The sequence below is a fragment of the Amycolatopsis sp. FU40 genome, assembly GCF_021903635.1.
GTDB lineage: Bacteria > Actinomycetota > Actinomycetes > Mycobacteriales > Pseudonocardiaceae > Amycolatopsis > Amycolatopsis dendrobii.
On sequence record NZ_CP091381.1, the window covers coordinates 7,728,860 to 7,754,055 of the forward strand.

Here is a 25,196-nt window from a genome sequence, read left to right on the forward strand (position 1 = left end):
GAGGCGGAATGAAAGCCCGGAGCACTGCCGCGGCACTGGCGCTGCTGCTCGTGACGTCCGGCTGCTCGGCAGGCTCCAGCGCGAGTGTTTCCCCAGGTCCGGACACGCTTTCCGTGGGATACACGGCGGAGCCGGCCAACTTCGACTTCACCCGTTCCGACGGCGTGGCCATCCCGCAGGCGCTGCTCTACAACGTCTACGAGGGCCTGGTGAAGCTCGATCCGCAGGGCCGGATCGTGCCGCTGCTCGCGAAGTCCTGGACGATCAGCCCGGACCGCAAGACCTACGACTTCCAGTTGCAACAGGGCGTCAAGTTCAGCAACGGAGCGCCGTTCACCGCCGCCGACGTCCAGTTCTCGCTGATGCGGGTGAAGACGGACTGGACGATCTCGCTCAAGTCGGCGATGGACGTCGTGGACCACGTCGAGGTCGTCGCGCCGGATCATGCCCGCGTCGTGCTGTCGAAACCCAGCAACGGCTGGTTGTTCAGCCTCACCAGCAGGCTCGGCGCGATGTTCAGTCCAACCGGCGTCGCGGATCTGGCGAATCATCCGGTCGGCACCGGACCGTACGAGGTGGCCTCGCGCCGTCGCGGCGATTCCATTGTCCTGCGGGAGAATCCGCGGTACTGGGGGCGGAAACCGGCGTATCGCACGGTCGTGCTCAAGTACTTCGCCGACCCGACCGCGCTCAACAACGCCCTGCTGTCGAACGGAATCGACGTGATCTCCAACCTCACGTCGGCTGATTCGATTCCGCAGTTCCAAGGCGACGACCGGTTCACCGTGCAGCAGGGCACCACGAACAGCGAGGTCACGCTGGCTTTCAACGGCCGTCGCGCGCCGCTGAACGACGTGCGCGTCCGCCGCGCGCTCACCTACGCCATTGACCGGAAAGCCGTGCTTGACCTGGTCTTCAGCGGTCGCGGCACGCTCATCGGCAGCATGGTCCCGCCCACCGACCCGTGGTACGAGGACCTGTCGAAGGTCTATTCCTACGACCCGGCGAAGGCGAAACAGCTGCTCGCCGAGGCGGGCGTACACGATCTCAAGCTGCGGCTGCGGATTCCGAACCTGCCGTACGCGGTGTCGGCCGCGCAGGTGGTGCAATCGCAGTTGGCGGACGTCGGGGTCACCGCGACGATCGAACCGCTCGACTTCCCGGCGGTGTGGCTCAAGCAGGTCTTCACCGACCACGACTACGACCTCTCGATCATCCAGCACGTCGAAGCCCGCGACATCTCGACGTTCGGAAAACCCAAGTACTACTGGGGTTACGACAGCAAGCGCGTGCAGCAGCTGCTCGCCGCGGCGGACAGCGGCACCCCGCAGGAACAGGTGGCTGACATGAAGGAGGTCGCGCGGCAGCTGAACACCGACGCGGCCGCGGACTGGCTGTTCCTGTTCCCCAACGTCGTGGTCGCCAAGAAGAAGGTGACCGGGCTCGCGCGCAACCAGGTCAGCGAGTCCTTCGACCTGACTGGGGTGAGGCCGGCATGACCGCGCGCGTGCTGCGGCGGGTGGCCGTGTTCGCGGTGAGCCTGTTCGTGGCGTCCATTGTGGTGTTCCTGTTCATGGCGGTGCTGCCGGGCGATCCGGCGCAGGTAGCGCTGGGCGTGAACGCGACGCCCGAACTGCTCGCGAAGACCCGCGCCGAATTCGGCATCGACCGGCCGTTGGTCGAGCAGTACCTGAGCTGGATGGGCGGCGTCCTACACGGCGACTTCGGCCGGTCGTACGTCACGCGCGAGGCGATCAGCCCGCAGCTGCTTGACCGGCTCGGTGTCACGTTGTGGCTGGTCGGCGCGGGAATGATCGTCGCGCTCGTGATCGCGCTTCCGGCCGGCGCGTTCGCCGCGGTCCGGCACCGGAAGGCCAGCGGCGTCGCGGTTTCCGGGCTGTCGCAGGTCGGTGTCGCGATCCCGGCGTTCCTCGCGGGCATCATCCTGGTGCAGATTTTCGCCGTACAGCTGCGCTGGCTGCCGAGCGGCGGATGGACGCCACCCGACCAGGACACGGGCGAGTTCCTGCGCGGGCTGATCCTCCCGGCGTTGTCGCTCGGCCTCGTGCAGGGCGCGGTGCTTACGCGATACGTGCGCTCGGCGGTGCTCGACACGCTCGGCCAGGACTACCTGCGCACTGCCCGCTCAAAGGGGCTCTTGCCTGGTCAGGCGCTGTTCCGGCACGGGTTGCGCAACGCGTCCGTCCCGGTGGTCACCGTGCTCGGGCTGCAGTTGACGACGCTGCTGATCGGCGCGGTCGTGGTGGAGCGGGTGTTCGTGCTGCCCGGGCTCGGCAGCATGCTGCTGGACGCGGTCGCGCAGCGCGATTTGCTGACCGTGCAAGGAATCGTGCTGGTGCTGGTCGCTGGGGTGCTGCTGGTGAACTTCGTGGTCGACGTGCTCTATTCGGTGCTCGACCCGAGACTGCGGGGGTCCTGATGCGCCGCAACGGAAATCTTCTGCTCGGCGGGATACTGGTCGCGCTCGTCGTGCTGGCCGCGCTGGTGTCGTTCGTCTGGACGCCGTACGACCCGGTGCAGGTCAACGCGGCGGACCGGCTGCTGGGCTTTTCGGCCGAGCACCTGTTCGGCACGGACAAATTCGGCCGCGACGTCTTCAGCCAGATCCTCGTCGGCGCGCGGACGACGCTGTATGTCGGCGTGGTCGCGGTCGGCATCGCGGCGGTGATCGGCACGCCGCTGGGCGTGCTCGCGGCGATGGCCCCGCGCTGGCTCGGCGAGTTCGTGATGCGGGTGAACGACCTGGTGCTCGCGTTTCCCGCGTTGCTGCTGGCGATCATGTTCGGCGCGGTGTTCGGTGCGGACACGCTCACCGCGATGGTCGCCATCGGCATCGCGACCATCCCGTCGTTCGCCCGGATCGCGCGGTCGGGCTCGCTGCAGGTGATGGCCAGCGAATACGTGCTCGCGGCGCGGGCAGGCGGCCGGTCGCGGACCCGGATCGCCTGGTCGCACGTAATGCCGAACATCGGCGGGCTGCTGATCGTGCAAGCGTCGGTGTCGTTCGCGATCGCGGTGCTGGCGGAAGCGGCGTTGTCGTTCCTCGGCTTCGGCACGCGGCCGCCGACGCCGTCGTGGGGCCGGATGCTGCAGGAATCGCAGGAACTGCTCACCGCGCATCCGCGGCTGGCGCTCGTGCCCGGCGTCGCGATCGCGCTGGCGGTGCTCGGCTTCAACCTTCTCGGTGACGGTCTGCGCGACCGTCTCGACCCCCGATTGGCGGCGCGGGTATGACGCTGACGGTGGAAAACTTGCAGGTCGCGGACCTGGTGCGCGGTGTTTCGTTCGAACTCGGCGCCGGCGAGCGGGTCGGGCTGATCGGCGAATCCGGCTCCGGGAAATCGCTCACCGCGCTGTCGGTGCTGGGCCTGCTGCCGGAAGGACTGTCGGCCACCGGCTCGGTGCGGCTGGACGACCGGGAGTTGCTCGGAGCGTCGGAAAAGGAGCTGTCCCGGTTGCGCGGCAACGGGATGGCGATGGTGTTCCAGGAGCCGATGACGGCGCTGAACCCGGCGATGCGGATCGGGCGGCAGGTCACCGAGCCGTTCCGGGTGCACGGCCGTCGCGGGCGTCCGGCAGAGGAACTGCTGGCCGCGGTCGGACTGCCGGACGTCGCGCGGGCGTATCCGCATCAGCTGTCCGGCGGGCAGCGGCAGCGAGTGGTGCTGGCGATCGCGCTGGCCAACGACCCGGCGCTGCTGATCTGCGACGAACCGACCACCGCGCTGGACGTCACCGTGCAGGCGCAGATCCTCGGCCTGATCCGCGAGCGATTGTCGGGGATGAGTTCGCTGCTGTTCATCACGCACGATCTGGCGGTGGTGGCGCAGATGTGCGACCGGGTGCTGGTGATGCTCGACGGGTCTATTGTGGAGCATGGCTCGACGCGAGAAGTGCTGACCGCGCCGAAGCATTCTTATACGCAGCGATTGCTGGCGGCGTCCGATCTGGGGGGCGCGCGATGATCTCCGTACGAGACTTGGAACGGCGGTATTCGCGGCGGGACGTGCACGCGTTGCGCGGCGTGAGTTTCGACGTTTCCGCTGGTGAGCGGTTCGGGATCGTCGGCGAATCCGGGTCGGGGAAGTCCACGCTGGTGCGTTTGCTCGCCGCGTTGGACCGCCCGACCGCGGGAACGGTGTCGTTCCAGGGGAAGCGGATCGACTCGCTGCCGGAACGGAAACTGCGGTTCCTGCGAAGCGAAATGCAGATCGTTTTCCAGGACCCGATGGGTTCGCTCGACCCGCGGATGCGCGTGCGGGACATCGTGTCCGAACCGCTCGGCCGCCGGTCGCCGGAGCGCGTCGCGGAGCTGCTGACCGCCGTCGGATTGCCCGAGGACGCGGCGATGCGGTACCCGCACCAGTTCTCCGGCGGGCAACGGCAACGGATCTCGATCGCCCGCGCGCTCGCGCCGAACCCGAGCGTGCTGATCGCGGATGAACCGGTGAGCGCGCTCGACGTTTCGGTGCGTGCGCAGATCCTTGACCTGCTGGCCCGGCTGGTCGACGAGTTCTCGCTGACGTTGATTTTCGTCTCGCACGATCTCGGCGTGGTGCGGCACGTGTGCGACCGCGTCGCGGTGATGCGGAGCGGGGAGATCGTGGAAATCGGTGCGGTCGAACAGGTTTACGCCGAGCCGGAGCACGAGTACACCCGGGAACTGCTGGCCGCCGCGCCGAATCTGCGGACCGAGCTGGCCCGGTTGAAGGGAGAAACGGATGCCTGACTACCCGGACGGCCTGCCGATCGGTCCCGGCTGGGTGTCCACAGTGGATACCGCAGACGTCGTGTTCCCTTATGACGGCACCGTGATCGGCACCGCGCCGGTCGGTACTGCCGTGCTGGCTTCGCGTGCTGTGGATGAGGCGGTGGCAGTGGCTCGCGAAGTCGCTTCGCTGCCTTCGCGAACTCGCCGGGCGTTGCTGAACGACGTGGCTTCGGCTGTGCGCGAGCGTCGGGCGGAGTTCGAGCAGCTGCTCGTGTTGGAGACCGGAAAGCCGCTGGTCGACTGCCAGGTCGAAGTAGCGCGGACGATCGTCACCTGGGAGGCCGCGGCCGAGGAGGTGTCTCGGCTGCACGGCGAAACCGTGCCGCTCGACCTGCTGCCGTCCGGCGACGGGCTGGTCGGGTTCTGGAAGCGCAAGCCGATCGGCGTGGTCGTCGGCATCGCCGGGTTCAATTACCCGCTGCTGCTGGCGTCGCACAAAATCGCGCCCGCCATTGCCGCTGGTTGTCCGGTGGTGGTGAAACCCGCGCCGCAAACCCCACTGGCGACGTTGTGGCTGGTGCACCTGGTCCGCTCCTGCACCGACCTGCCCGCGATGGTCCAACTGGTCACCGGAGCCGCTTCGGTCGGATCGGCGCTGGTCACGGATCGGCGGATCGGTGCGGTGTCCTTCACCGGCTCGGCCGCCGTCGGGCACCAGATCGCCCGCGACGCCGCGCCGACGAAGACCCTGCTGGAGCTGGGCTCGAACGCCGCACTGGTGGTCGCCGAGGACGCCGACCTCGACGCAGCCGCGGACGCCGTGCTGCGCGGCGGGTTCTACGCGTCCGGACAGGCCTGTATTTCGGTACAACGGGTGCTGGCGGTTTCGTCGGTGGCCGCGGAGTTCACCGACAAGGTGCTTGCCCGGCTTGGTGAAGTGACCGTCGGCGACCCGCGTTCTTTGTCGACGAGAGTGTCCGCACTGATCGACGAACGCTCGACTGCCCGCGTCGCTGAGTGGGTCGACAAAGCGATCGCGGCGGGCGCACGGCTGTTGGCGGGCGGTTCGGTGCGCGACGGAGTGCTGGAGCCGACGGTTCTCGCGGATGTCCCGGACGGCGTCGAATGCTGGGACGAGGAGATCTTCGGCCCGGTCGTCTGCCTGCGCACAGTGTCCGATGTGGACGAAGCGTTCGCCGCGGTCAACTCGTCGCGGTACGGCCTGCACGCGAGTGTGTACAGCCGCTCGCTGAAGACCGCGTTCCGGGCGCTGGACGAGCTGGAAGTCGGCGGGGTAGTGGTGAACGAGGTGCCGGGTTTCCGGTCGGACACGATGCCGTACGGCGGGGTCAAGGACTCCGGGATCGGCCGCGAGGGGCCGCGATTCGCCGTCGAAGAGCTGACCGTGACCAGGATGGCGGTGTTGCGCCCGTGAACTACGCCGAACTGTTCCGCATGGACGGCCGCCGAGCCGTCGTACTCGGAGCGGGCAGCGGAATCGGCCGCGAAGCCGCCCGAGCCTTGGACGCGCACGGTGCGTCGGTGATCTGCGCGGACCGCGACCTTGCTGCGGCCCGGGAGACCGGCGTCGGCGAGGCGTACGAGATCGACCTGCTCGCCCCCCGGGCCATCGCGGCCGCTGCTACCGAACTGGGGCCACTGGACGCCGTCGTGCTGACCGCAGCTACGAACGTCCGGAAACGCCTGCTGGACTACACGCGCGAAGAGTTCGACCGCGTCGTGGAGCTGAACCTGGGCGTCGCCTTCGAGGTGCTCCGCGCGTTCGGCGCCCCGATGGTCGAGCAGGGCCGGGGGAGCATCATCGGCTTCTCCTCAATCCGCGGCACCACGGTCGAACCCGGCCAAGGCCCGTACGCGGCATCGAAGGGCGGCTTAGTGCAGCTCTTCCGCACAGCTGCCGCTGAGTTCGGACCGTCCGGCGTACGCGTCAACGCCATCGCCCCTGGCGTTGTCGAGACGCCCTTGACCGCGCAGATCAAAGCGCGCCCCGACTGGTACGACGCCTACGCCCAGAAGGGCGCCCTCGGCCGCTGGGCGCGCGCAGACGAACTGGCCGGCGCTGTCGTGTACCTCGCTTCGGACGCTTCGACCTTCGTCACCGGCTCCGTCCTGGCCGTCGACGGCGGCTGGACCGCAGTGGACGGCCGCTTTGACCCACCCGCTTCGTGAATCGGAGGTTCCGCGATGACCGAATTGGCCGACCTGACCGCTAACGAGCTGGTAGCCGGGTACCGCGCGCAGACGTTCTCGCCCGTCGAAGTCACCGAAGCCGTCCTCGCCCGCATCGATGCCCGCGAACCCGAACTGCGGGCCCTGTACGCGTACGACGCCGCTTCAGCACGCGAAGCAGCGAAGGCGTCCGAAGCACGCTGGCACGCCGGTGAACCGTCCGGCCCCATCGACGGTGTCCCTCTGACGCTGAAGGAAAACATCGCCTCCGTCGGCGTCCCCACGCCGCTCGGCACCGCCGCTACCGCTTTAAAGCCCGCTACGGCCGACGCCCCCGCCGCGGCGCGCGTACGCGAATCAGGCGCAGTACTGCTGGCAAAGACGACCATGCCCGACTACGGCATGCTCACCTCAGGCCTCTCGAGCTTCCACCCCGCTTCGCGCAACCCATGGGACGTCACGCGCACGCCCGGCGGCTCCAGCGCCGGTGCCGCGTCCGCAGCCGCCGCGGGCTACGGCCCCCTGCATGTAGGCACCGACATCGGCGGCTCCATCCGCCTCCCCGCTGGCTGGTGCGGCCTGGTCGGCCTGAAACCCAGCTTCGGCCGCGTCCCGGTCGATCCGCCCTTCCTCGGCCGCGTCGCCGGCCCTCTGACCAGGACTGTCGCCGACACCGCCCTGCTGATGAGCGTCCTGGCTCAACCCGATTCGCGGGACCACCTCAGCCTGCCGCCCGCCTCCATCGACTGGCTTTCCCTGACTGGTTTCCTGTCCGGCCTACGCGTCGGCCTGCACCTCGACCCCGGCGTCGGCCTCCCGGTCACCCCGGCTGTCGCCGACGCGGTCACCGCTGCCGCCGATCTGTTCGCCTCCGCCGGGGCGATCGTGGAACCCGTCGCCCCGTTCCTGACCCGCGAACACCTGAACGGCCTGGACACCTTCTGGCGAGTCCGCGCCTGGTCGGACATGGCTGCGCTGACGGAAGGCCAGCGCGCACAAGTCCTGCCGTACATCGCGGAATGGGCAGCCGGGGGAGCGGAGGCGACCGGGGTGGACACTTACCGCGGTTTCGCCGCCATCGACGCGATCAGCGTGGCCGCATTGCGCGCGACGGAACCGTACGACGTGGTCCTGTCGCCGACCTGCCCCGTCCTGCCGCCGCCCGCCGACTGGCCATCCCCGACGAACGACCCGACGCGACCGTTCGAGCATATCGCTTTCACCGTGCCGTACAACATGTCCGGCCAGCCCGCGGTGTCGGTGAACTGCGGCTATACCCCGGAGGGGCTGCCGATCGGGTTGCAGATCGCGGGGCGTCGCTTCGCGGATCTGGAGGTGCTGCGGGTGGCGGCGGCTTACGAGGAACTGCGCGGGGAACAGCGTCCTTGGCCGGTCAGCTAGCCGCCCCGATCGCCTCCGCCAACGCCAGCACCCGCTGTGCGTTCTCCACATGCAGGTTCTCGATCATCCGCCCGTCCACAGTCACCACACCGCGTCCTGCGGCCGAAGCCTCCTCGAACGCCGCGATGATCCGCCGCGAACGGTCGATCTCTTCCGCTGAAGGAGCGAAAATCCGGTTACACGGCTCCACCTGCGAAGGATGGATCAACGTCTTCCCGTCGAACCCGTACTGCCGCCCCTGCAAGCATTCCGCCTCGAAGCCGTCCGCGTCCTTGACGTCGTTGTAGACCCCGTCCAGGATCACTTTCCCGGTCGCGCGCGCCGCCAGCAGACACAGCGAAAGCCCGCCCAGCAACGGTCCCCGGCCCGGCACGAATTCCGCGTGCAGTTCCTTCGCCAGGTCGTTCGTGCCCATCACCAGCACGGTCAACCGCTCCGACGCCCCCGCGATCTCCTCGGCGTGCAGCATCGCGATCGGCGTCTCCACCATCGCCCAGATCTTCGTGTGCTCCGGCGCTCCGCCGAGTTCCAGCGCGCGCTCGATGTTGTGCACCTCAGCCGCCGAGTTCACCTTCGGCACGACCACGGCGGCCGGACCAGCGGCAGCGGCGGCGCGCAGGTCGGCGTCGTGCCATTCGGTGTCCAGGCCGTTGACGCGGATCGTCACTTCCTTCGAACCATAAGAAGAAACAGCGGCGCAGACCCGTTCCCGCGCGGCTTCCTTCGCGTCGGGGGCGACGGCGTCTTCCAAATCCAGGATCAACGCGTCCGCGGGCAGGGACTTGGCCTTCTCCAGCGCGCGTTCGTTCGCGCCGGGCATGTACAGCACGGACCGCCGCGGGCGGAGTTCGGTCATGACTGGATCTCCTTCGTCGCGGCGTCGTACGCGGCGGCCAGTTCGGGGTCGGTGGCGGCCAGTTCGTCAGCCAGTTCCACGACCACCCGGCACTGTTTGACCGAGGCGTCGTCCTGCATTTTCCCGTCGATCATCACCGCGCCGGTTCCGTCGCCCATCTCGGCGATCACGCGACGGGCCCAGGCCACATCGGCGGGGGACGGCGAAAAAACCTTCTTCGCGATGTCGATCTGCACCGGGTGCAGGCTCCACGCGCCGACGCAGCCGAGCAGGAACGCGTTGCGGAACTGGTCCTCGCACGCCACCACGTCGCGGATGTCCCCGAACGGTCCGTAGTACGGCAGGATTCCGTTCATCGCGCACGCGTCGACCATCCGCGCGACCGTGTAGTGCCACAGATCCTGCTGGTACGTCGTCCGGCCCTCGTCGAGGTCCTCGCCGACCGGGTCGGTGCGCACCAGATATCCCGGGTGGCCGCCGCCGACGCGGGTCGTCTTCATCCGGCGGCTCGCGGCCAGGTCGGCCGGACCCAGCGAGATGCCCTGCATGCGCGGGGAGGCGCCGGCGATCTCCTCGACGTTCGCCACGCCGCTCGCCGTTTCCAGGATCGCGTGCACCAGCAGCGGTTCCGTCAGCCCGGCCCGCGCTTCCAGCTGCGCCAGCAACCGGTCGACGTAGTGAATGTCCTGTGCGCCTTCGACCTTCGGGATCATGATCACGTCGAGCTTGTCGCCGATCTCGGTGACCAGGGTGATCAGGTCGTCCAGCACCCACGGCGAATCGAGGCTGTTCACCCGCGTCCACAGCTGGGTGCGGCCGAAGTCCGTCGCCTTCGCGATCGACACCAGGCCAGCGCGCGCCGCTTCCTTGCGGTCCGCGCGGACCGCGTCCTCCAGGTTGCCGAGCAGCACGTCGGTTTTCTTCGCGAGGTCCGGGACCTTCGCGGCCATCTTTTCGTTGCCCGGATCGAAAAAGTGGATCATGCGCGACGGCCGCACCGGGATCTGCCGCGGCGGCTGCGGCGCTCCGACGGCGAGCGGGGCGAAGAAGTCCTTCGGCGAGCGCATCCTGGTCCTCCCGGCGGGTACTTGACCGACGGGTAACCCTAAACCGGAGATGCGAACCCTCGCTGCGGCGAAGCTCACCCGCCAACCGGGTGATGCCCGTGACCAGCGAAAGTCCACTGTGGAACCGCGTCGATTAGGCCGATCGGAGTAAGACGCTGCGCCGCTTGCCCTGCCTCGTGCGGGGCAGGGCCACACCCAGGGGAAGCGCTCCGTGCGCACCACTCACCCCTGTCTCACTCGGTTGGCCGCACGGTCGGGCTGAAGTCGAACGACCGCCTACCGACCGGTCACCGACCGCTGAGCGCCGCCGATCGCACGCGGCCGGGCAACCCGGAGACCTCGCGTCTTTGCCCTGGTACTCAGTTCATGTACCGGTTTTCGCCGGTGCACGGGAACAGGTGCTTGAAGGAGGCGGACTCGTGGCGGCTACCCCACAGAACACCGAGCGCTCGACGGTCGCCGGCGGTGCGAAGCGCAGCCGGACGACAGCGAGCCGGGTGCTGCCGCCGATCGAGCTCCCCGCGAGCGTCGACGAGCTGGCGCGCAAGGCCGCTGCCCTGCTGGGCTGGAACGGCGTGGTGCTGCCCGCGACGACCCTGCTCGGCCGCAAGGTCAGCATCGTCGCGAAGCTCAAGACCGACGTGCACGCGGAGCGGATCGCGATGGGTGTCGGTCCCGTCGCCGATCGCGCCCTCGTCGACACCTGGACCTGGCCAGAGCTGGCCGCGACCGCACCCGCGCCGGCCGCCGAGATCATCGGCGTCCTCGCGGTCGCCCGGCACTGGCGGACCGCGATGGCCTCCGCGGTGCCCTTTTCGCGCTACGGCGAGGCCGCGATGGTGCTCCCATCGCCTGCCGTGCTGACCGATGACTACGTGACGAACTGCCTGCCGCGCGCCCGCGCCTACGGTCTCGCGGTCGTCACCGCCGACCCGTACGCCACCACCGACCTCGACCTCGACACCCACCACGACCGGGTGCTGCTGCAGGAAGACCCGGTTTCGCGCTGGGTCAACGAGATGGCCTACGACCTGCTGCTGCGCCAGGACTCCGACGCTCCAGTTCCCGCCGAGGCGGACTGAAGCACCGGCGACGGTGTTCGCGCGGCGATAGAGTCGGGCTCATGCGAGTCGTCATTGCTGGCGGACACGGCCAGATCGCCCTGCACCTGGAAAAGCTGCTCGCGCAGCGGCACGACGCGCCGGTCGGCATCGTGCGCAACCCCGATCACGAAGCCGACCTCACGGCCGTCGGTGCCGAGACCGTCGTGCTCGACCTTGAGAAGTCCGATGTGGACGCTGTCGCCAAGGTGCTCGAGGGCGCGGACGCCGCGGTGTTCTCCGCCGGGGCGGGCCCGGGCAGCGGCGAGGGGCGCAAAGACACCGTCGACCGCGGCGCGGCCGTGCTGTTCGCCGACGCCGCCGAGCGGGCGGGCGTCCGCCGGTTCATCCAGGTCGGTTCGATCAACGCGGACAAGGCGGACGACCCCGGCTTCGAGCCGGTTTTCGCCGCTTACCTGCGGGCCAAGCGCGCCGCCGAGGAAGACCTCAAGGCCCGCGACCTCGACTGGACGATCTTGCGCCCCGGTCGGCTGACCAACGATTCCGGAACCGGCCAGGTGAAGATCGCGGACAAGGTCGGAAGCGGGGAGATCCCGCGCGAGGACGTCGCCGCGGTGCTGCTGGCCCTGCTCGACACTCCGGCCACGGCCCGGCGCACGCTGGAGCTGGTCTCCGGCGACGATTCCATCGCCGACGCGCTGTCCCGGATCTGATGCGCGACATCGCGGTTTTCAGCGGCAGCGCGCACCCCGAACTCGCCGAGGAAATCTGCGCCAACCTCGGCGTTCCGCTGCTCCCGGTGGAGATCGACCGATTCGCCAACGACTGTCTCCAGGTCCAGCTCCAGGCCAACTGCCGCGAGCGGGACGTCTTCCTGATCCAGCCGCTGGTCAAACCGGTGCAGGAGCACCTGGTCGAGCTGCTGCTGATGCTCGACGCGGCCCGCGGCGCCTCGGCCGCGCGCACCACTGTGGTGATGCCGCACTATTCGTACGCGCGTTCGGACAAAAAGGACGCGCCGCGGATCTCCATCGGCGGCAGGCTGGTCGCCGATCTGATGGTCACCGCGGGCGCGAACCGCGTGCTCACCATGACGCTGCACTCACCGCAGGTGCACGGATTCTTCAGCGTGCCGGTCGACCATCTGCACGCACTGCACGAGCTGGCGCGGTACTTCCGGCAGTACGACCTCTCGGAAACCACGGTCGTGTCGCCGGATTTGGGCAACGCCAAGGAAGCCGCGCATTTCGCCCGGCTGCTCGGCGCGAAGGTCGCGGCGGGCGCGAAACAGCGGTTCGCCGACGACCGGGTCGAGATCACATCGGTGATCGGCGAGATCGCCGGCCGCGACATCATCGTGCTGGACGACGAGATCGCGCGCGGCAGCACGGTGCTGGAACTGCTGGACCGGCTCCGGGAAATGGGCGCGCGGACGATCCGGGTGGCCTGCACGCACGGGCTGTTCGCCGACGGCGCGCTCAAGCGGATCGGCAGCCAGGAGGACGTGCTGGAGATCGTCTGCACGAACACCGTGCCGGTGCCCGCCGAGGAACGCACGGAGAAACTGCGGATCCTGTCCATCGCCCCGGCGCTGGCCGAGGCGATGCGGCGAATCCACAACGGAGAGTCGGTCAGCTCGCTGTTCGAGCCGAACTGATCAGACGCTGCCGAGGACCCGGTCGAGATAGGTGTTCGTGAACGTCCCGGCCGGGTCGCATTCCTTGCGGATCCGCAGGAAATCGTCGAAGTGCGGATAGCGGGTGCGCAGCACGGACGCGTCGAGGTCGTGCATCTTGCCCCAGTGCGGCCGCCCGCCGACCTGGCCCACGAGGTTCTCGAACGCGGAGAAGTACTCGCGGTAGGGCATGCCGAGGAACTGGTGGATCGCGATGTACGCGGAGTCGCGGCCGTTCGCGGTGGACAGCCAGATGTCGTCTGCCGCGGCGACGCGCACCTCGACCGGGAACGCCACCGGGTCTTTCAGCCGCGGCACCACCCCGCGCAGCTCGGCCAGCACGTCGAGCACTGATTCGCGCGGGACCGCGTACTCCGACTCCACGAACCGCACGCCGCGATGGGTAACGAAAACGCGGTGCGAAAGGTCGCTGTACTCGCGCGGGGACGACACCTGTGACGCGAACGCGCCGAGCGGCCGCACCAGTTTCGGCACCGCACGGCCGAGCCGGCAGAGCCCGCCGAACGCGACGTTCTCGGTGAGCTCGTAGTCCACGAACTGTCGCAAGCGGGACAACGGTTTCCGCTCGGCGTGCAGCGGCAGGCGGTTGTTGCGCTTCACCAAGGCCTTGCTGCCGTAGGGAAACCAGTAGAACTCGAAGTGATCGTTGTTCGCCGCGTTGTCGTCGAAACCTTCGAGAACCTGTTCCAGCGGCTCCGGGCGTTCCTGCGCGGAGAGCACAAAGGACGGTTCACATTGGAGAGTCACGGTGTTGATGACGCCCAGTGCGCCAAGGCCGACGCGGGCGGCGTGGAACAACTCCGGACGCTCGTCGGCCGAGCAGCGGGCCACTGAACCGTCCGCGAGCACCAGTTCCAGCGCGACGATCTGCGTCGAGATGCCGCCGAACCGCGCACCGGTGCCGTGCGTGCCGGTGGAAATCGCGCCGGCGATGGTCTGTGCGTCGATGTCGCCGAGGTTCGTCATGGCGAGCCCGAGCGCGTCCAGCGCCGCGTTGAGAGTGCGGAGGGTGGTGCCGGAACGGACCGTGACCTGCTGCGTTTCGAGGTCGGCACGTTCGATGCCGGTCCAGGCGGTGAGGTCGAGCGCGTCGGAATCGGCGGCGGCGATCGCGGTGAACGAATGCCCGCTGCCGAGCGCGCGGACGCGGTGCCCCGCCTCGGCGACCCCGGCCACGACCTCGGCGATCTCGGCCGTGCTGCGCGGCCGGTGCACCCGTTGCGGGGTGGCCTTGGCCGTTCCGGCCCAGTTGCTCCACGTCATTGCGGCACCTGTTCTTCGCTGGAAGGTTCCCACGATAGATGCCGAAACCGTAAGTGAATAGTATTCGCGTTTCAAGCGTTGTTGTCGTACCGTAAGTGCGTGACCACCTCAGCGCACGGGTACGACCTCGCGACGAAGGACCTGGATCCGCCGCTCGCGATCGTCGACCTGGACGCCTTCGACGCCAACGCCGACGACCTGCTGCGCCGGGCCGCGGGCAAGCCGATCCGGGTGGTCAGCAAGTCCGTGCGCTGCCGTGCGCTGCTGGAGCGGGCGCTCGCGCGAGACGGTTTCGAAGGCCTGATGTGCTACTCGCTCGCCGAGGCCGTTTGGCACGCTGAGCTGGGCACTTCCGACGACATCGTGGTCGCGTACCCGACCGCGGACCACGAAGCGCTCCGCCGGCTGGCGGCGAGCGAACGCGCTCGCGCGGCGGTCACGATCATGGTCGATTCGACCGAGCACCTCGATCTCGTCGACGCCGCGCTCGGCCATGGCCACCCGGACATCCGCGTGTGCCTCGAACTCGACGCGTCCTGGCGTCCGCTGCCCGGGGTACACGTCGGCACCCGACGTTCGCCGGTGTTCAAACCGGCGCAAGCCGTCGCGATCGCCCGCCGGATAGTTACGCGGCCGGGTTTCCAGTTGGTCGGGATGATGGCGTACGAAGGCCAAATCGCCGGACTCGGCGACGCCGCCGGAAAAGGCCTGCAAAACCGCGTGATCGGCTGGATGCAACACCGTTCCGCGGCCGAACTCGCCCGTCGCCGAGGTGCGGCGGTGCGGGCCGTGCGCGAGGTCGCCGACCTGGAGTTCGTCAACGGCGGCGGCACCGGAAGCATCGAGACCACCGGCGCGGAGGACGTGGTCACCGAGATCGCGGCCGGGTCCGGATTCCTCGCCCCGACGCTGTTCGACGGCTATTCGCACTTCCAGCCGCGGCCCGCCGCGTTGTTCGCGCTGCCGGTGGTGCGCCGTCCGGCGAAGAATGTCGCGACGCTGTACTCCGGCGGCTACATCGCCTCCGGACCGACCGGTCCGTCGCGCGAACCGTCGCCGTATCTGCCGGAAGGCTTGCGCCTGCTGGGTTTCGAAGGTGCCGGCGAAGTGCAGACCCCAGTGACCGGCGAGGCCGCGCGCACGCTGCGGCTCGGCGACCGGGTCTGGCTGCGGCACGCGAAAGCCGGGGAATTGGCCGAACGATTCCTGGCCTACCACCTCGTCCGCGGCAGTCAGGTGGAACGAACCGTCCCGACTTACCGCGGCGAGGGGCAGAACTTCGGCTGAGCGCGGGCCCCGAGCGCCCCAATGTGGCATTGGGTGCATGCGACGCACCGAACGCCACTTTGGGTGCGTGGGGCGCACCCAACGCCACATTGGGGAAGCGGTCAGTCGCCGAATTTGCTTGCCAGGTAACCCTTCACCACGTGCTTGGCCTCGGCGACGATCCGCTCGTCCCCGTTCGGGTCGCGGCGGAAGGCGAGTTTCAGCAGCGCGTCCGCCGTCTCGTTGGCGATCGCGATGGCGAACCGGAGTTCGTCGGCGGGCCGGTCGACGTGCCCGCGCAGGATTTCGACCAGCGAGTCCGCGATGACCGAGTTGTTGTCGCGGTCGTCAGCCAGCAGCCGGACGTCGATCACGTCTCCGAAGTGGACCTTCGAGAACCCCGGCACCTCGCGGTGCATCTGCAGGTAGATGTCGAGCACCGAGTCGACGATGTTCCACCAGTGCTCGGGGCTCAGCTGCTGCAGCCGTTCGTTCACCGCGGCCACGAACCGTTCCAGGTTCCGCTGCGTCAGCGCCTGCACGACCGCGCGTTTGTCCGGGAAGAACTGGTAGAGCGACCCCACCGCGACGCCCGCGCGTTTGGCGATCAGCGTGGTGGTGAGCGCGTCGTAGCCCACCTCGTCAATGAGCACGGCGCTCGCGTCCAGCATCTGTTCCACCCGCCGGGCGCTGCGTTGCTGAACCGGCTTTCGCCGCAGCGGTGTGGGTTCAGCCTGGGTCTCGGCCACGTCGTTCCTCGGAGTCTCTCGCGATTCACTCATCTGATCTGGGACTTTAGCGCCCCGCGGGGCTTCCCCCGAGACGAGTGACGACCTAACATATGAGAACTTTTCACGTTCACCCGCGAGGGTGTCCGAAGGCAAGGGGTGCTCAGCGTGGACCATCCGACCTTCCCGCCCGACTTCCTGTGGGGTGTCTCGACCTCGGCGTTCCAGATCGAGGGGGCGACGGCCGAAGGCGGTCGCGGACCGTCCATCTGGGACACGTTCACCGCCGCCGAAGGCAAGATCGCCCGGGGCGAGGACGCCAAGGTAGCGGCCGACCACTACCACCGCTACTCCGAGGACATCGCCCTGATGGCGGAACTCGGCGTCGGCGCCTACCGGATGTCGATCGCGTGGCCGCGCATCCAGCCCGATGGCACCGGCAAGCCCAACGCGGAGGGACTTGCCTTCTACGACAAGCTGATCGACGAGGTCTGCGCGGCCGGAATCGCCCCGGCGATCACGCTGTACCACTGGGACACGCCGCAGGCGATCGAGGACGCGGGCGGCTGGCGGTCCCGCGACACCGCCTTCCGCTTCGCCGAATACGCCACGATCGTGGGGGAGCATTTCGCCGATCGGGCGAAACTCTGGATCCCGCTCAACGAGCCGATGGTCATGTCGATCTACGGATACGGCATCGGCGAGTACGCGCCCGGCCAGTTCCTGCTGCTCGACGCGCTCCCCACCGCGCATCACCAAAACCTCGCGCACGGACTGGCCGTGCAGGCGCTGCGTGCGGCCGGCGCGACCGGAATCGGCACCGCGAACAACCACTCGCCGATCTGGCCGGACCACGACACGCCCGCCGACCGCGAAGCCGCCGACTGGCTCGACGCGCTGATCAACCGCACCTTCGCCGACCCGATGCTGCTCGGCAGCTACCCCGAGCAGGTCCACCCGCATCTGCCGGAGAACTTCGCCGACGACCTGCCCACGATCGCCCAGCCGCTCGATTTCTACGGCGTCAACTACTACGAACCCCAAGGCGTGACCGCACCCGGGCAGGGCAACCCGCTGCCGTTCGAACTGCGCCCGATCGAGGGTTATCCGATGACCACCAACGATTCGCCGATCGTCCCGCAGGCGTTGCGCGATCTGCTGGTGTCCTTCCACGAGCGCTACCGCGAACACCTGCCGCCGGTCCAGATCACCGAGAACGGCTGCAGTTTCGCCGACGAACCCGCCGCCGACGGCAGCGTTCCCGATCCCGAACGCATCGAATTCCTCGCCAGCCACCTGCAAGCGCTGCGCGAAGCGATGGATGCCGGCGTCGACGTGCGCGGATACTTCGTCTGGTCGCTGCTGGACAACTTCGAATGGTCCAAGGGCTACGCGCCGCGGTTCGGGCTCGTGCACGTGGATTACGAGACGCAACGCCGCACGCCCAAGGATTCCTTCGCCTGGTACCGGAAGCTGGTCCGCCATGAGTGACACCGCCGCCGCTGTCCCGGACGTTTTCGCCGAGCCGGTCAAGCGCGTCCGCGCCGGGTGGATGACGCTGCTGTTCCTCGCGAACATCGCGCTGTGGCTGGGCATTTACGCGCCGATCCAGGTCTTGCTGCCCCAGCAGGCCGAACTGCTCGACGCCGCGCGCAAGGAAACCGTCTTCGGCATCGTGACCGGCATCGGCGCGGCCGTCGCGCTCGTCGCGAACCCGGCGATCGGCCTGCTCTCGGACCGCACCTGCTCGCGGTTCGGCAGGCGGCATCCGTGGACGATCGCGGGCGGCGCGATCGGCGCGGCCGGCCTGCTGGTGCTGGCCGAGGCCCCGAACGTCGTCGTGATGACGATCGGCTGGTGTCTCGTGCAGGCCGGGCTCAACGGCATGCTCGCGACGCTGATGTCCGGCATCGCCGACCGGGTTCCGGTCGGGCAGCGCGCGCAGGTCGGCGGGCTGGTCGGCATCGCGCAGATGCTCGGCACCGTGCTCGGCGCGGTGGTGGTCGTGGTGATGCTCGACCTCGCCGGGCTGCCGCTCGGCTACGCGGCCTGCGCCGCGATCGTGCTCGCCGGTGCGGCGGCGTTCGTGCTGCGCACGCCGGACGCGCGGCTGCCGCTGGAGCTCCGGCCGAGCGGGCGGATCCGAGAGATCCTCGCCGACCTGTGGGTCTCGCCGCGGCGGCATCCGGATTTCGCGTGGGCGTGGGCCTGTCACTTCATGATCAACCTCGGCAATGCCTTCGGCACGCTCTACCTGCTGTTCTTCCTCAAGGACGCGGTGCACTACCCGGATCCGGACAGCGGACTGCTGATCATGATGGGCCTGTACGGCGTGGCCTTGGTGATCGGCGCGGTGCTGGCCGGGCACTTCTCGGACAAGTCCGGCAACCGCAAGCCGTACGTCCTCGGCTCGGCGGCGATCATGGCGCTGGCCGCGTTGCTGCTGGTGATCTGGCAGAGCTGGCCGGTGGCGCTCGTGGCGTCGCCGCTGCTGGGAGTCGGGTTCGGGACGTACATGGCGGTGGCGCTGGCGATGCTGACGCAGGTGCTGCCCGCGGCGCAGAACCGGGCCAAGGACCTCGGCGTGGTCAACATCGCGAACTCCCTGCCGCAGGTGGTCGCGCCGCTGCTCACGACGTTGATCCTGCAGTGGCTGGGCGGGTATCCGGGACTGTTCGCGGCGTCCGCGGTGGCGACGTTGCTGGCCGGGGTTTTGGTGACTCGGGTGCGATCGGTGGGTTAGCGCTTGCGTTTGAGCGCGCTCACAGGCTTAGCGTCTTCGGCATGGAGAAGGAAGACGCGCTGACCGAGGCGCTGCGCCTGGCGGTCGACCCGCCGGGCACGGTGTCGGTCGAAGCGCTGCGGGAACTGGCCCGGGACGATGACGCGAACGAGTGGGACATCGCCACCACCGCGCAACACCTCGGGCTGAACCCGCACACGCTGCGGTACTACGAGCGGATCGGGCTGGTCCAGGTCGCCCGGGACAGCGCCGGGCATCGCGTTTACGACGCCGCGTCGGTGCGCCGGCTGGTGTTCCTGACGCGGATGCGCGTGTCGGGCATGTCGATCAGCGACCTGCGCCGCTACATCGAGCTGGTCGATTCCGGCGCGGAAACCGTGCCCGAACGACGCGAAATGCTCCTGGAACACCGCGACACGCTGCGCGCGCAGATCGCTCAGCTGCAGCTTTCCCTCGCCGCCACCGAATACAAGATCGCCACTTACCAGGAAGGCCCCCTGCCGTGATCCAGCACGACGTCGACAGCCCGGAAAACCTCGCCCGCCGCAAGCACGGGCTCGACGTGCTGTCCCGCATCGACGGCCACCAGGGCGAAGCCGTCATCGACTCCCTCGCCGACATCAACCCCGCCCTCGGACACCACGTGGCCGCGTTCGCCTTCGGCGACATGTACGACCGGCCCGGCCTCGACCCGCGCAGCCGCCAGCTCGTCACCCTCGGCGTGCTGACCGCGCTCGGCGGCTGCGAACCGCAGCTCAAGGTGCACATCGGCGCGGCGCTGAACGTCGGGCTCAGCCGCGAGGAAATCACCGAGGCGCTCATGCACTCGGCGGTTTACGCGGGGTTCCCGCGAGCGTTGAACGCCACCTTCGCCGCGCGCGAGGTGTTCGCCGCGCGCGACGCGGAGGAAACCGCCTGACGCCCGCGGAGCCCGGCTCGGTTCTCTTGCCGGGCTCCGGAGGTCACCAGCCGCGGTTTTTCCGCGCGTCGTCCGCCATCTTGTCGGACTTGGCTTTCGCCTCCGCGGCGGCGTCCCGCACGTCCTGTTTGCTGGGCTCGCCGACCTCGTCCAGGTACTTCTTCTTTTCGGGGTCGCTCCACTCCTTCGGGTCGTACTTCCCGTTTTCGAGGTCGTCCCAGTCCTTCTTGGTCGGCCCGATGCCCTGCTCGTTCCGGTTGCCCCATTCGGTGCGCATCGAGTTTCCGTCCAGCGGCTTGTCCGGGCGCTTCCAGTCCTTATGCGGGTCGGAGTCGACGTCGATCGGCTTGCCGTTGTCGTCGAGCCGGTAGGGATGCCCGTCCGGAGCCTTGTTGTACTCGTCGATCGTGGGATGCCGCCCAGACGGCGAGGGCAGATCGTGGAACCGCTTGATGATGTCGTCCACGTCTTTTTCGGTGTAGTTCTTCGGGTTTTCCTTGAGATCGGTGAATTCGAGGAAGGACTTGTGCCACTTCTCGAATTCTTCCTTCTTGCCGCCGGGCCAGTCGAAGTCCGCGCTGTCGCCGATGTCCCGGGTGGCCTGGTTCATCTGCTTGGGGTCGGTGATGCGGTCCGCTTGCTGGCCGATCGGACGCCAGTTCTTGTCGAGATCCGGGTGGTCCTTGTGCTTGTAGCCGCCGCTCTTGTCCAGCGAATCGCTCGGCCACTTCGGGTTCTCGGTCTTGATGTTCTCGTTCTTGTCGACCTTGAGCTTGCCCGCGATCCCGTCCTCGATGTTGCCGATCCGGGTCGAAACGCCGCCGATCCCGGCATTGGTGTGCTGCGGGCCGAGCGGCAGGTTCTTGGGCTGGTTGTGCAGCTTCGGCAGTTCGTCCTCGCCGTATTTCTTGGTCAGCGCGCTTTGCTTGTCGACCGGCTGCTCGTGTACCCAGTTCTTCAGTCCGTCCCGCATCTTCTGGAACGAGATGATGTGCCGCTGCGCCACATCGCTTCCGGCCTTGTGGAACGGATCGTTTTTGTCACCGGTCTGGTTCTTGCGCGCGTTCTTGGCGTCTGAGTTCCACGCCATCCGGTCCCAGACGTCCTCGTCCTTCTTTTTCTTCGCCTTCGACTTGCCGTCGGAGCCGCCGGAACCGTCGTCCTTGTCGTCGCGTTTGCGCTTGTTTTTGCCCTTGCCGCCGTCGGCGGCGGCGGACTTGCTGCTTCCGCCGCCGTTGCCGGCGTTGTGCTTGGCCGTGGAGTCCGCGGGCGGCGGATCCGTCGCCTTGCCTTTGCCCTTTCCGCAGCCTTCGAGGCCGAGCGGATCGTAGGCGGCGAACGGGTCGGGGACGTAGGCGACCGGGTTCGGCCCGCCCTCCAGCCCGAGCGGGTCCTGGCTGAGGTAGCGCGCGGCGGCTGGGTCGTAGTAGCGGAAAACGTTGTAGTGCAGGCCGGATTCCGCGTCGGCGTACTGGCCGGGGAACTGCAGCGGGATGCCGCCGGGCCGCACCCGGCCCCACAGCGAACGACGCGCGGTCCAGGCGAGGCCGCCGTGCTCGTCGATCAGGTCGGTCGGCGTGCCAATGGCGTCGGTGACGACGGACGCGAACCGGTCGCCGCCCGGGCCGCGTTCGAGTTGAGTGACCGGTTCGTCGCTGCCCGGTCTGCGTTCCCAGGTGGTCGTCCGGCGCACTCCAGCCTGGTCGGTGTGCACCTGCTCGATGAGCACGAAGCCATCCCACACGAACCGGGTCGATTCGGCGACGGAACCGTCGGCCAGCAGCCGTTCCTTGGCGATCCGGCGGCCGAGCGGGTCGTACCGGTAGCGCCACTGGGCGCCGTCCGGTGTGCGCAGGCCGGTGAGCAGGTCGCCGGTCCAGGCGTACTCCCACACCCGCACGCCGCCCGGATGCACCTCGCGGTGCCGGATCCGGCGGCCGAGGGAGTCGTAGTCGGCGGACAGGCCAGGGCTGCCCGACCAGGCTGTCAGTTCGCCAGCCGGGTTGTAGCGCAGTTCTTCCCTGCCTGCCGGGGAAGACACCGTGACCACGCGTCCGGCCGGGTCCCGCGCGAAGGCGGTTTTCCCGGAAAGGCTGTCCTGCACCGCGGCCAGGCTGCCGTCCGCGTAGTACTCGAGTCCGCGCCGCTGCACCGGCGTTGTTCCACGGGAAACCTGCTGCGCGGTGACTAGCCCGCGCGGGCCGAACACCTGCTGCAGGGTGCTGATCCCGTCGGTGTCGCGGGCGAGCACGCGGCCCTCGTCGTCCAGCCGGTAGCGCACGGTGTGTCCCGCCGTGGTCAGCGAAACCGGCCGGTCTTCCTCGTCGAACCGCCACACGCTTTCCGCGCCCGACGGTGTGCGGCGGCGGATCGTCTGGCCTTGCTCGTCGTAGGAGAAGTGCACCTCGACGCCGTCGATCGCCTCGCGGACGACCCGGCCGTACAGATCGCGGTCGAACTCCACCACGGAATCCGCGGACTCGACCCGCACGACGTTGCCGACCGGGTCGTAGGCGTAGCGCACGGTGCGGTGCGGACTGCGGACCTCGATTCGGTTGCCGAGCAGGTCGTACTCGTTCTCGGTGACCGAACCGTCCGGCTCGGTCACCCGGATCGGCTGCCCGGCCGCGTCGTAGGCGTAGGTGCGGGTCCGGCCGTCGAAATCGGTCTGCGCGACCAGCCTGCCGAGCGGGTCGTAGGTGTAGGTCCAGGTGCGGTTCAACGGATCGGTGACCGAGGTCAGCCGGAGCTCGGTGTCGTAGGTGTAGCTGGTGCGCGCGCCGGACGGGTCCACGACCGCGGTGACCACGTCGAACGGGCCGTACTCCCGCCGGGTCACCCGGCCGAGTTCGTCGACGTGCTCGATTTCGTTGCCCTCGCGGTCATACCGCCACGTCGCGCGCTCGCGGCGCACCCCGATCCGCGAGGCGGGTTTGCCGTCGACCGTCCAGCCCAGCTGCGTCCGTCCGCCGCCTGCCTCGGGCGTCGAACGCGGCCTGCCGAACTGGTCCAGTTCCGCAGCGGGGTCGTCCGGCTCGGGCTCGCTCGCGAAGAACTCGGGCAACTCGAGTGCGGAGCCGGGCTGGTCGTACCGGCGCTGCCAGCGCAGGCCGTTGCCGTGCACTGTGATCGCGGCCAGTTCGGTGCCGTCGTGCTCCAGTTCGGCGAGGCTGCCGTCGGGGCGGGCGATGGTGAGCGGTGTGCCGTCGTCGGCGTAGGTGTACTCGGTGACCCGGCCGAGCGGGTCGACCCGGCGGAGCAGATTGCCGTAGCGATCCCATTCGGAGAGCGTCACGTTGCCCAGCGGGTCGGTCTCCCGGACCGGACGGCCCTCCGCGTTGTACTCGTACTCCGAGACGTGGCCGAGGGAATCGGTGAACCGGGTGATGCGGGCGGCGGGGTTGTACTCGAACGCGCCGTTGTAGAAGCCTTGCGCGCCCGCGGTGCGCACGCACCGGCCTTCGGCGTCGTAGACGTAGCGGTAGCTGACGCCGTTGCGGTCTTCCCAGGTCGTGACCCTGCCGTCGGGGTCGTAGGTGTAGCGCTTCGCCGTCCCCGAGGAGTTGACGACCTCGGAGAGATGGCCCTGGTAGTTGTAGCGATAGCCGCGCACGACGACGTCCGGAGCCGGGCCGGCTCCGATCACCCGCAGTTCGGTGATCCGGTGCCCGTTCGTGCGGAAGCCGACCTGGACCCCGCTCGAATGCGTGAGCAGCGCGGGCGCGCCGGTGTCCGCATAGGACAGTTCGGTCCACGATCCGTCGGCGTCCTCGATCGAGCGCAGCGGCAATGTCTTGCCCTCGCCGGAAAACCGCATCGTCCGGTCCGGGCGCACCTGGTCGATGGCGCAGCTGCCGTCGGCGTGCCGGGTCAGCGGCCAGCGCGCGCCCTCGATCGGCAGCACCGGCTCGTCCCCGGCGGGCATCGGGTAGTAGAGGATGACGCCTTCCGGCCCGTAGTACCGGACGTATTCCTCGCCGAACTCCAGCCGCTGGTCCACAGTGGACGCCCACGTCGGGCCGAACCAGCGCCCGGTGCGGTAGGACGAGCGATGTGTCCGCCGCACCAGCAGGTGCGCCAGTTCGAGATCGAAGTCCTCGACGAGCACCTCGCCGCTGGAGATGACGACCGGGTCGGTCTTGCATTCCGGCTCGGGGTCGCTCTGCTTCTTCGCGCCGGACGTCTCGGTGCCGCCTGCCGGCCCGGTGTTCGACTCGTTCCCGCCGCGGTCGGTTTTGCCCGCTTCGCCGCCGGATCCGCCGTTGCCCTCGTCTTTGCCGGGTTCGCGCGGCGGCGGCTCGTGGTTCCCGCCGCCCTTGTTTTCGCCCGGGCCGTCGTGCGCGCCGGAGGTGTTGGTGGACTCGTCCTTGACAGGCGGCGGTTTCTCGCCGCCGCCACTGCCGCCGCCCTTTTCGTTCGGGGTGTCCTTCGCGCTGGACGGCTTGGTGGAGCCGCCGCCTGATTTGATGTCCTTCGGCGTGTGCGTGGCGTCCTTGCCGCCGGACTTGATGCCCTTCATCGACTTGGCGACATCGTCGAACAGGCCGCGCGCCTTGGTGAGCAGCTTGCCGAGTTCCTTGAGCGCCTTGGTGAGGTTCTTGACCAGTTCGGCGATCTGCTTGGCGGTCTTGGCCACCAGATTGACCACCTGCGGCACCACCCAGGCCATCCCGATGCCGAGGGTGAACAGCACCTGCAGCGCCCACGAGATCAGGTGCGCCACCACCTGGGCGATGATGTCGCGCACCAGCATCCGCACCGCGCCGACAACCTCGCCCGCGGTCTTCACCCCGCTGCCCGCGCCCTCGCAGGCCTTCGCGGCGCCTTCCAGGGTCTTGGCGACCTCCTCGGCCTGTTTGCGATACGCGTCGGCGCTGCCGCCCTCCCACGACTCAATGTCCTTTTTGACCTGTGCGGCCAGATCCTGCGAGACCGAGCCGACTTCTTTGGCGACGTTCTTCCAGGTTTCGGAGTACGCGTGGACCTGATCCGGGTCGCCGGCCAGTTTGTCGAGCGCTTCCTTGAGCGGGCCGACGTGCTCGATCAGCCAGCCGACGCCCGCGGCGAGGATCGCGCCGAACGGGTCCATCACCGCGGCGAGCGCTTCCATGCCGACCCCGACCGCGCCCATCACGGTCGCTGCCCAGTCGCCGGACTCGATGCCGTCCTTGAGGCCCTTTCCGGCCTCGAGGATCGAGATGCCGGAGATCGCCGAGGTCGAGTCCTTCTTTTCGGCCACCAAAGGATTCGACATGCCGGCCCTTCTCCACGCTC

At 68.6% G+C, this 25,196-nt stretch carries 21 protein-coding genes; 16 read left to right on the forward strand and 5 right to left on the reverse strand.

All coding sequences use genetic code 11. The features are described from left to right. Positions 1-8: 8 nt before the first annotated feature. The 8 genes from L3Q65_RS36405 to L3Q65_RS36440 are packed head-to-tail and all read left to right on the forward strand — an operon-like array spanning position 9 to position 8,323. The gene (locus tag L3Q65_RS36405; RefSeq protein ID WP_182893552.1) at positions 9-1,499 is read left to right on the forward strand and encodes an ABC transporter substrate-binding protein; all 1,491 of its coding nucleotides are present in this window, start codon (positions 9-11) and stop codon (positions 1,497-1,499) included. Further along, a complete protein-coding gene (locus L3Q65_RS36410; protein WP_237597703.1) occupies positions 1,496-2,440 on the forward strand; it encodes an ABC transporter permease in 945 nt (314 codons plus the stop codon). The genes L3Q65_RS36405 and L3Q65_RS36410 overlap by 4 nt, the downstream gene beginning before the upstream one ends. Further along, positions 2,440-3,255: an ABC transporter permease gene (locus L3Q65_RS36415; RefSeq protein WP_182893554.1), complete on the forward strand. Its 816-nt coding sequence runs from the start codon at positions 2,440-2,442 to the stop codon at positions 3,253-3,255. Before L3Q65_RS36410 ends, L3Q65_RS36415 begins: the two co-directional genes overlap by 1 nt. After that, positions 3,252-3,986: an ABC transporter ATP-binding protein gene (locus L3Q65_RS36420; RefSeq protein WP_182893555.1), complete on the forward strand. Its 735-nt coding sequence runs from the start codon at positions 3,252-3,254 to the stop codon at positions 3,984-3,986. Before L3Q65_RS36415 ends, L3Q65_RS36420 begins: the two co-directional genes overlap by 4 nt. After that, positions 3,983-4,750: an ATP-binding cassette domain-containing protein gene (locus L3Q65_RS36425; protein WP_182893556.1), complete on the forward strand. Its 768-nt coding sequence runs from the start codon at positions 3,983-3,985 to the stop codon at positions 4,748-4,750. Before L3Q65_RS36420 ends, L3Q65_RS36425 begins: the two co-directional genes overlap by 4 nt. Beyond that, positions 4,743-6,167, forward strand: a complete 1,425-nt coding sequence (locus L3Q65_RS36430; protein WP_182893557.1) for an aldehyde dehydrogenase family protein — start codon at positions 4,743-4,745, stop codon at positions 6,165-6,167. The genes L3Q65_RS36425 and L3Q65_RS36430 overlap by 8 nt, the downstream gene beginning before the upstream one ends. After that, positions 6,164-6,922, forward strand: coding sequence for an SDR family NAD(P)-dependent oxidoreductase (locus tag L3Q65_RS36435; protein WP_237597704.1), 759 nt, complete (start codon positions 6,164-6,166; stop codon positions 6,920-6,922). Before L3Q65_RS36430 ends, L3Q65_RS36435 begins: the two co-directional genes overlap by 4 nt. Positions 6,923-6,937: 15 nt before the next feature. Beyond that, on the forward strand, positions 6,938-8,323 hold the full coding sequence (locus L3Q65_RS36440; RefSeq protein WP_237597705.1) for an amidase: 1,386 nt from the start codon (positions 6,938-6,940) through the stop codon (positions 8,321-8,323). On the opposite strand, the gene L3Q65_RS36445 is transcribed toward L3Q65_RS36440, so the two are convergent. Both L3Q65_RS36445 and L3Q65_RS36450 read right to left on the reverse strand, forming a co-directional pair. Then, on the reverse strand, positions 8,316-9,179 hold the full coding sequence (locus L3Q65_RS36445; protein WP_182893560.1) for a CoA ester lyase: 864 nt from the start codon (positions 9,177-9,179) through the stop codon (positions 8,316-8,318). The two genes, L3Q65_RS36440 and L3Q65_RS36445, sit on opposite strands and share 8 nt — an antisense overlap. Then, entirely contained in the window at positions 9,176-10,246 is a 1,071-nt protein-coding gene (locus L3Q65_RS36450) for a CoA ester lyase (protein WP_182893561.1), read from the reverse strand. The genes L3Q65_RS36445 and L3Q65_RS36450 overlap by 4 nt, the downstream gene beginning before the upstream one ends. A gap of 419 nt (positions 10,247-10,665) precedes the next feature. On the opposite strand from L3Q65_RS36450, the gene L3Q65_RS36455 reads away from it, so the two are divergent. The 3 genes from L3Q65_RS36455 to L3Q65_RS36465 are packed head-to-tail and all read left to right on the forward strand — an operon-like array spanning position 10,666 to position 12,964. Continuing rightward, positions 10,666-11,328: a hypothetical protein gene (locus tag L3Q65_RS36455; RefSeq protein WP_182893562.1), complete on the forward strand. Its 663-nt coding sequence runs from the start codon at positions 10,666-10,668 to the stop codon at positions 11,326-11,328. Between the two features lie 41 nt (positions 11,329-11,369). Next, positions 11,370-12,020, forward strand: a complete 651-nt coding sequence (locus L3Q65_RS36460) for an SDR family oxidoreductase (protein ID WP_182893563.1) — start codon at positions 11,370-11,372, stop codon at positions 12,018-12,020. Next, positions 12,020-12,964: a ribose-phosphate pyrophosphokinase gene (locus L3Q65_RS36465; RefSeq protein ID WP_182893564.1), complete on the forward strand. Its 945-nt coding sequence runs from the start codon at positions 12,020-12,022 to the stop codon at positions 12,962-12,964. Before L3Q65_RS36460 ends, L3Q65_RS36465 begins: the two co-directional genes overlap by 1 nt. On the opposite strand, the gene L3Q65_RS36470 is transcribed toward L3Q65_RS36465, so the two are convergent. Then, positions 12,965-14,266: a D-arabinono-1,4-lactone oxidase gene (locus tag L3Q65_RS36470; protein ID WP_237597706.1), complete on the reverse strand. Its 1,302-nt coding sequence runs from the start codon at positions 14,264-14,266 to the stop codon at positions 12,965-12,967. It lies immediately after the preceding gene. A gap of 99 nt (positions 14,267-14,365) precedes the next feature. Between L3Q65_RS36470 and L3Q65_RS36475 the strand changes: the two genes are divergently transcribed. Then, positions 14,366-15,553: an amino acid deaminase/aldolase gene (locus L3Q65_RS36475; RefSeq protein WP_182893566.1), complete on the forward strand. Its 1,188-nt coding sequence runs from the start codon at positions 14,366-14,368 to the stop codon at positions 15,551-15,553. 101 nt (positions 15,554-15,654) lie between these two features. On the opposite strand, the gene L3Q65_RS36480 is transcribed toward L3Q65_RS36475, so the two are convergent. Further along, entirely contained in the window at positions 15,655-16,314 is a 660-nt protein-coding gene (locus tag L3Q65_RS36480; protein WP_182893567.1) for a TetR/AcrR family transcriptional regulator, read from the reverse strand. 114 nt (positions 16,315-16,428) lie between these two features. Here L3Q65_RS36480 and L3Q65_RS36485 point away from each other — a divergent pair, with 114 nt between their 5' ends. From L3Q65_RS36485 to L3Q65_RS36500, 4 genes are read left to right on the forward strand one after another with little or no spacing between them, the layout of a single operon-like run. Further along, positions 16,429-17,751: a GH1 family beta-glucosidase gene (locus tag L3Q65_RS36485; protein WP_182893568.1), complete on the forward strand. Its 1,323-nt coding sequence runs from the start codon at positions 16,429-16,431 to the stop codon at positions 17,749-17,751. Then, entirely contained in the window at positions 17,744-19,003 is a 1,260-nt protein-coding gene (locus L3Q65_RS36490; RefSeq protein WP_237597707.1) for an MFS transporter, read from the forward strand. Before L3Q65_RS36485 ends, L3Q65_RS36490 begins: the two co-directional genes overlap by 8 nt. A gap of 41 nt (positions 19,004-19,044) precedes the next feature. Further along, positions 19,045-19,509 (forward strand): MerR family transcriptional regulator, encoded by a 465-nt coding sequence (locus tag L3Q65_RS36495; protein WP_182893570.1) that lies wholly within the window; start codon positions 19,045-19,047, stop codon positions 19,507-19,509. Continuing rightward, positions 19,506-19,922 (forward strand): carboxymuconolactone decarboxylase family protein, encoded by a 417-nt coding sequence (locus L3Q65_RS36500; protein WP_182893571.1) that lies wholly within the window; start codon positions 19,506-19,508, stop codon positions 19,920-19,922. Before L3Q65_RS36495 ends, L3Q65_RS36500 begins: the two co-directional genes overlap by 4 nt. A gap of 43 nt (positions 19,923-19,965) precedes the next feature. Here the strand turns inward: L3Q65_RS36500 and L3Q65_RS36505 are convergent, their stop codons facing one another. Further along, positions 19,966-25,176: an RHS repeat-associated core domain-containing protein gene (locus tag L3Q65_RS36505; RefSeq protein WP_237597708.1), complete on the reverse strand. Its 5,211-nt coding sequence runs from the start codon at positions 25,174-25,176 to the stop codon at positions 19,966-19,968. Between the last annotated feature and the right edge of the window lie 20 nt (positions 25,177-25,196).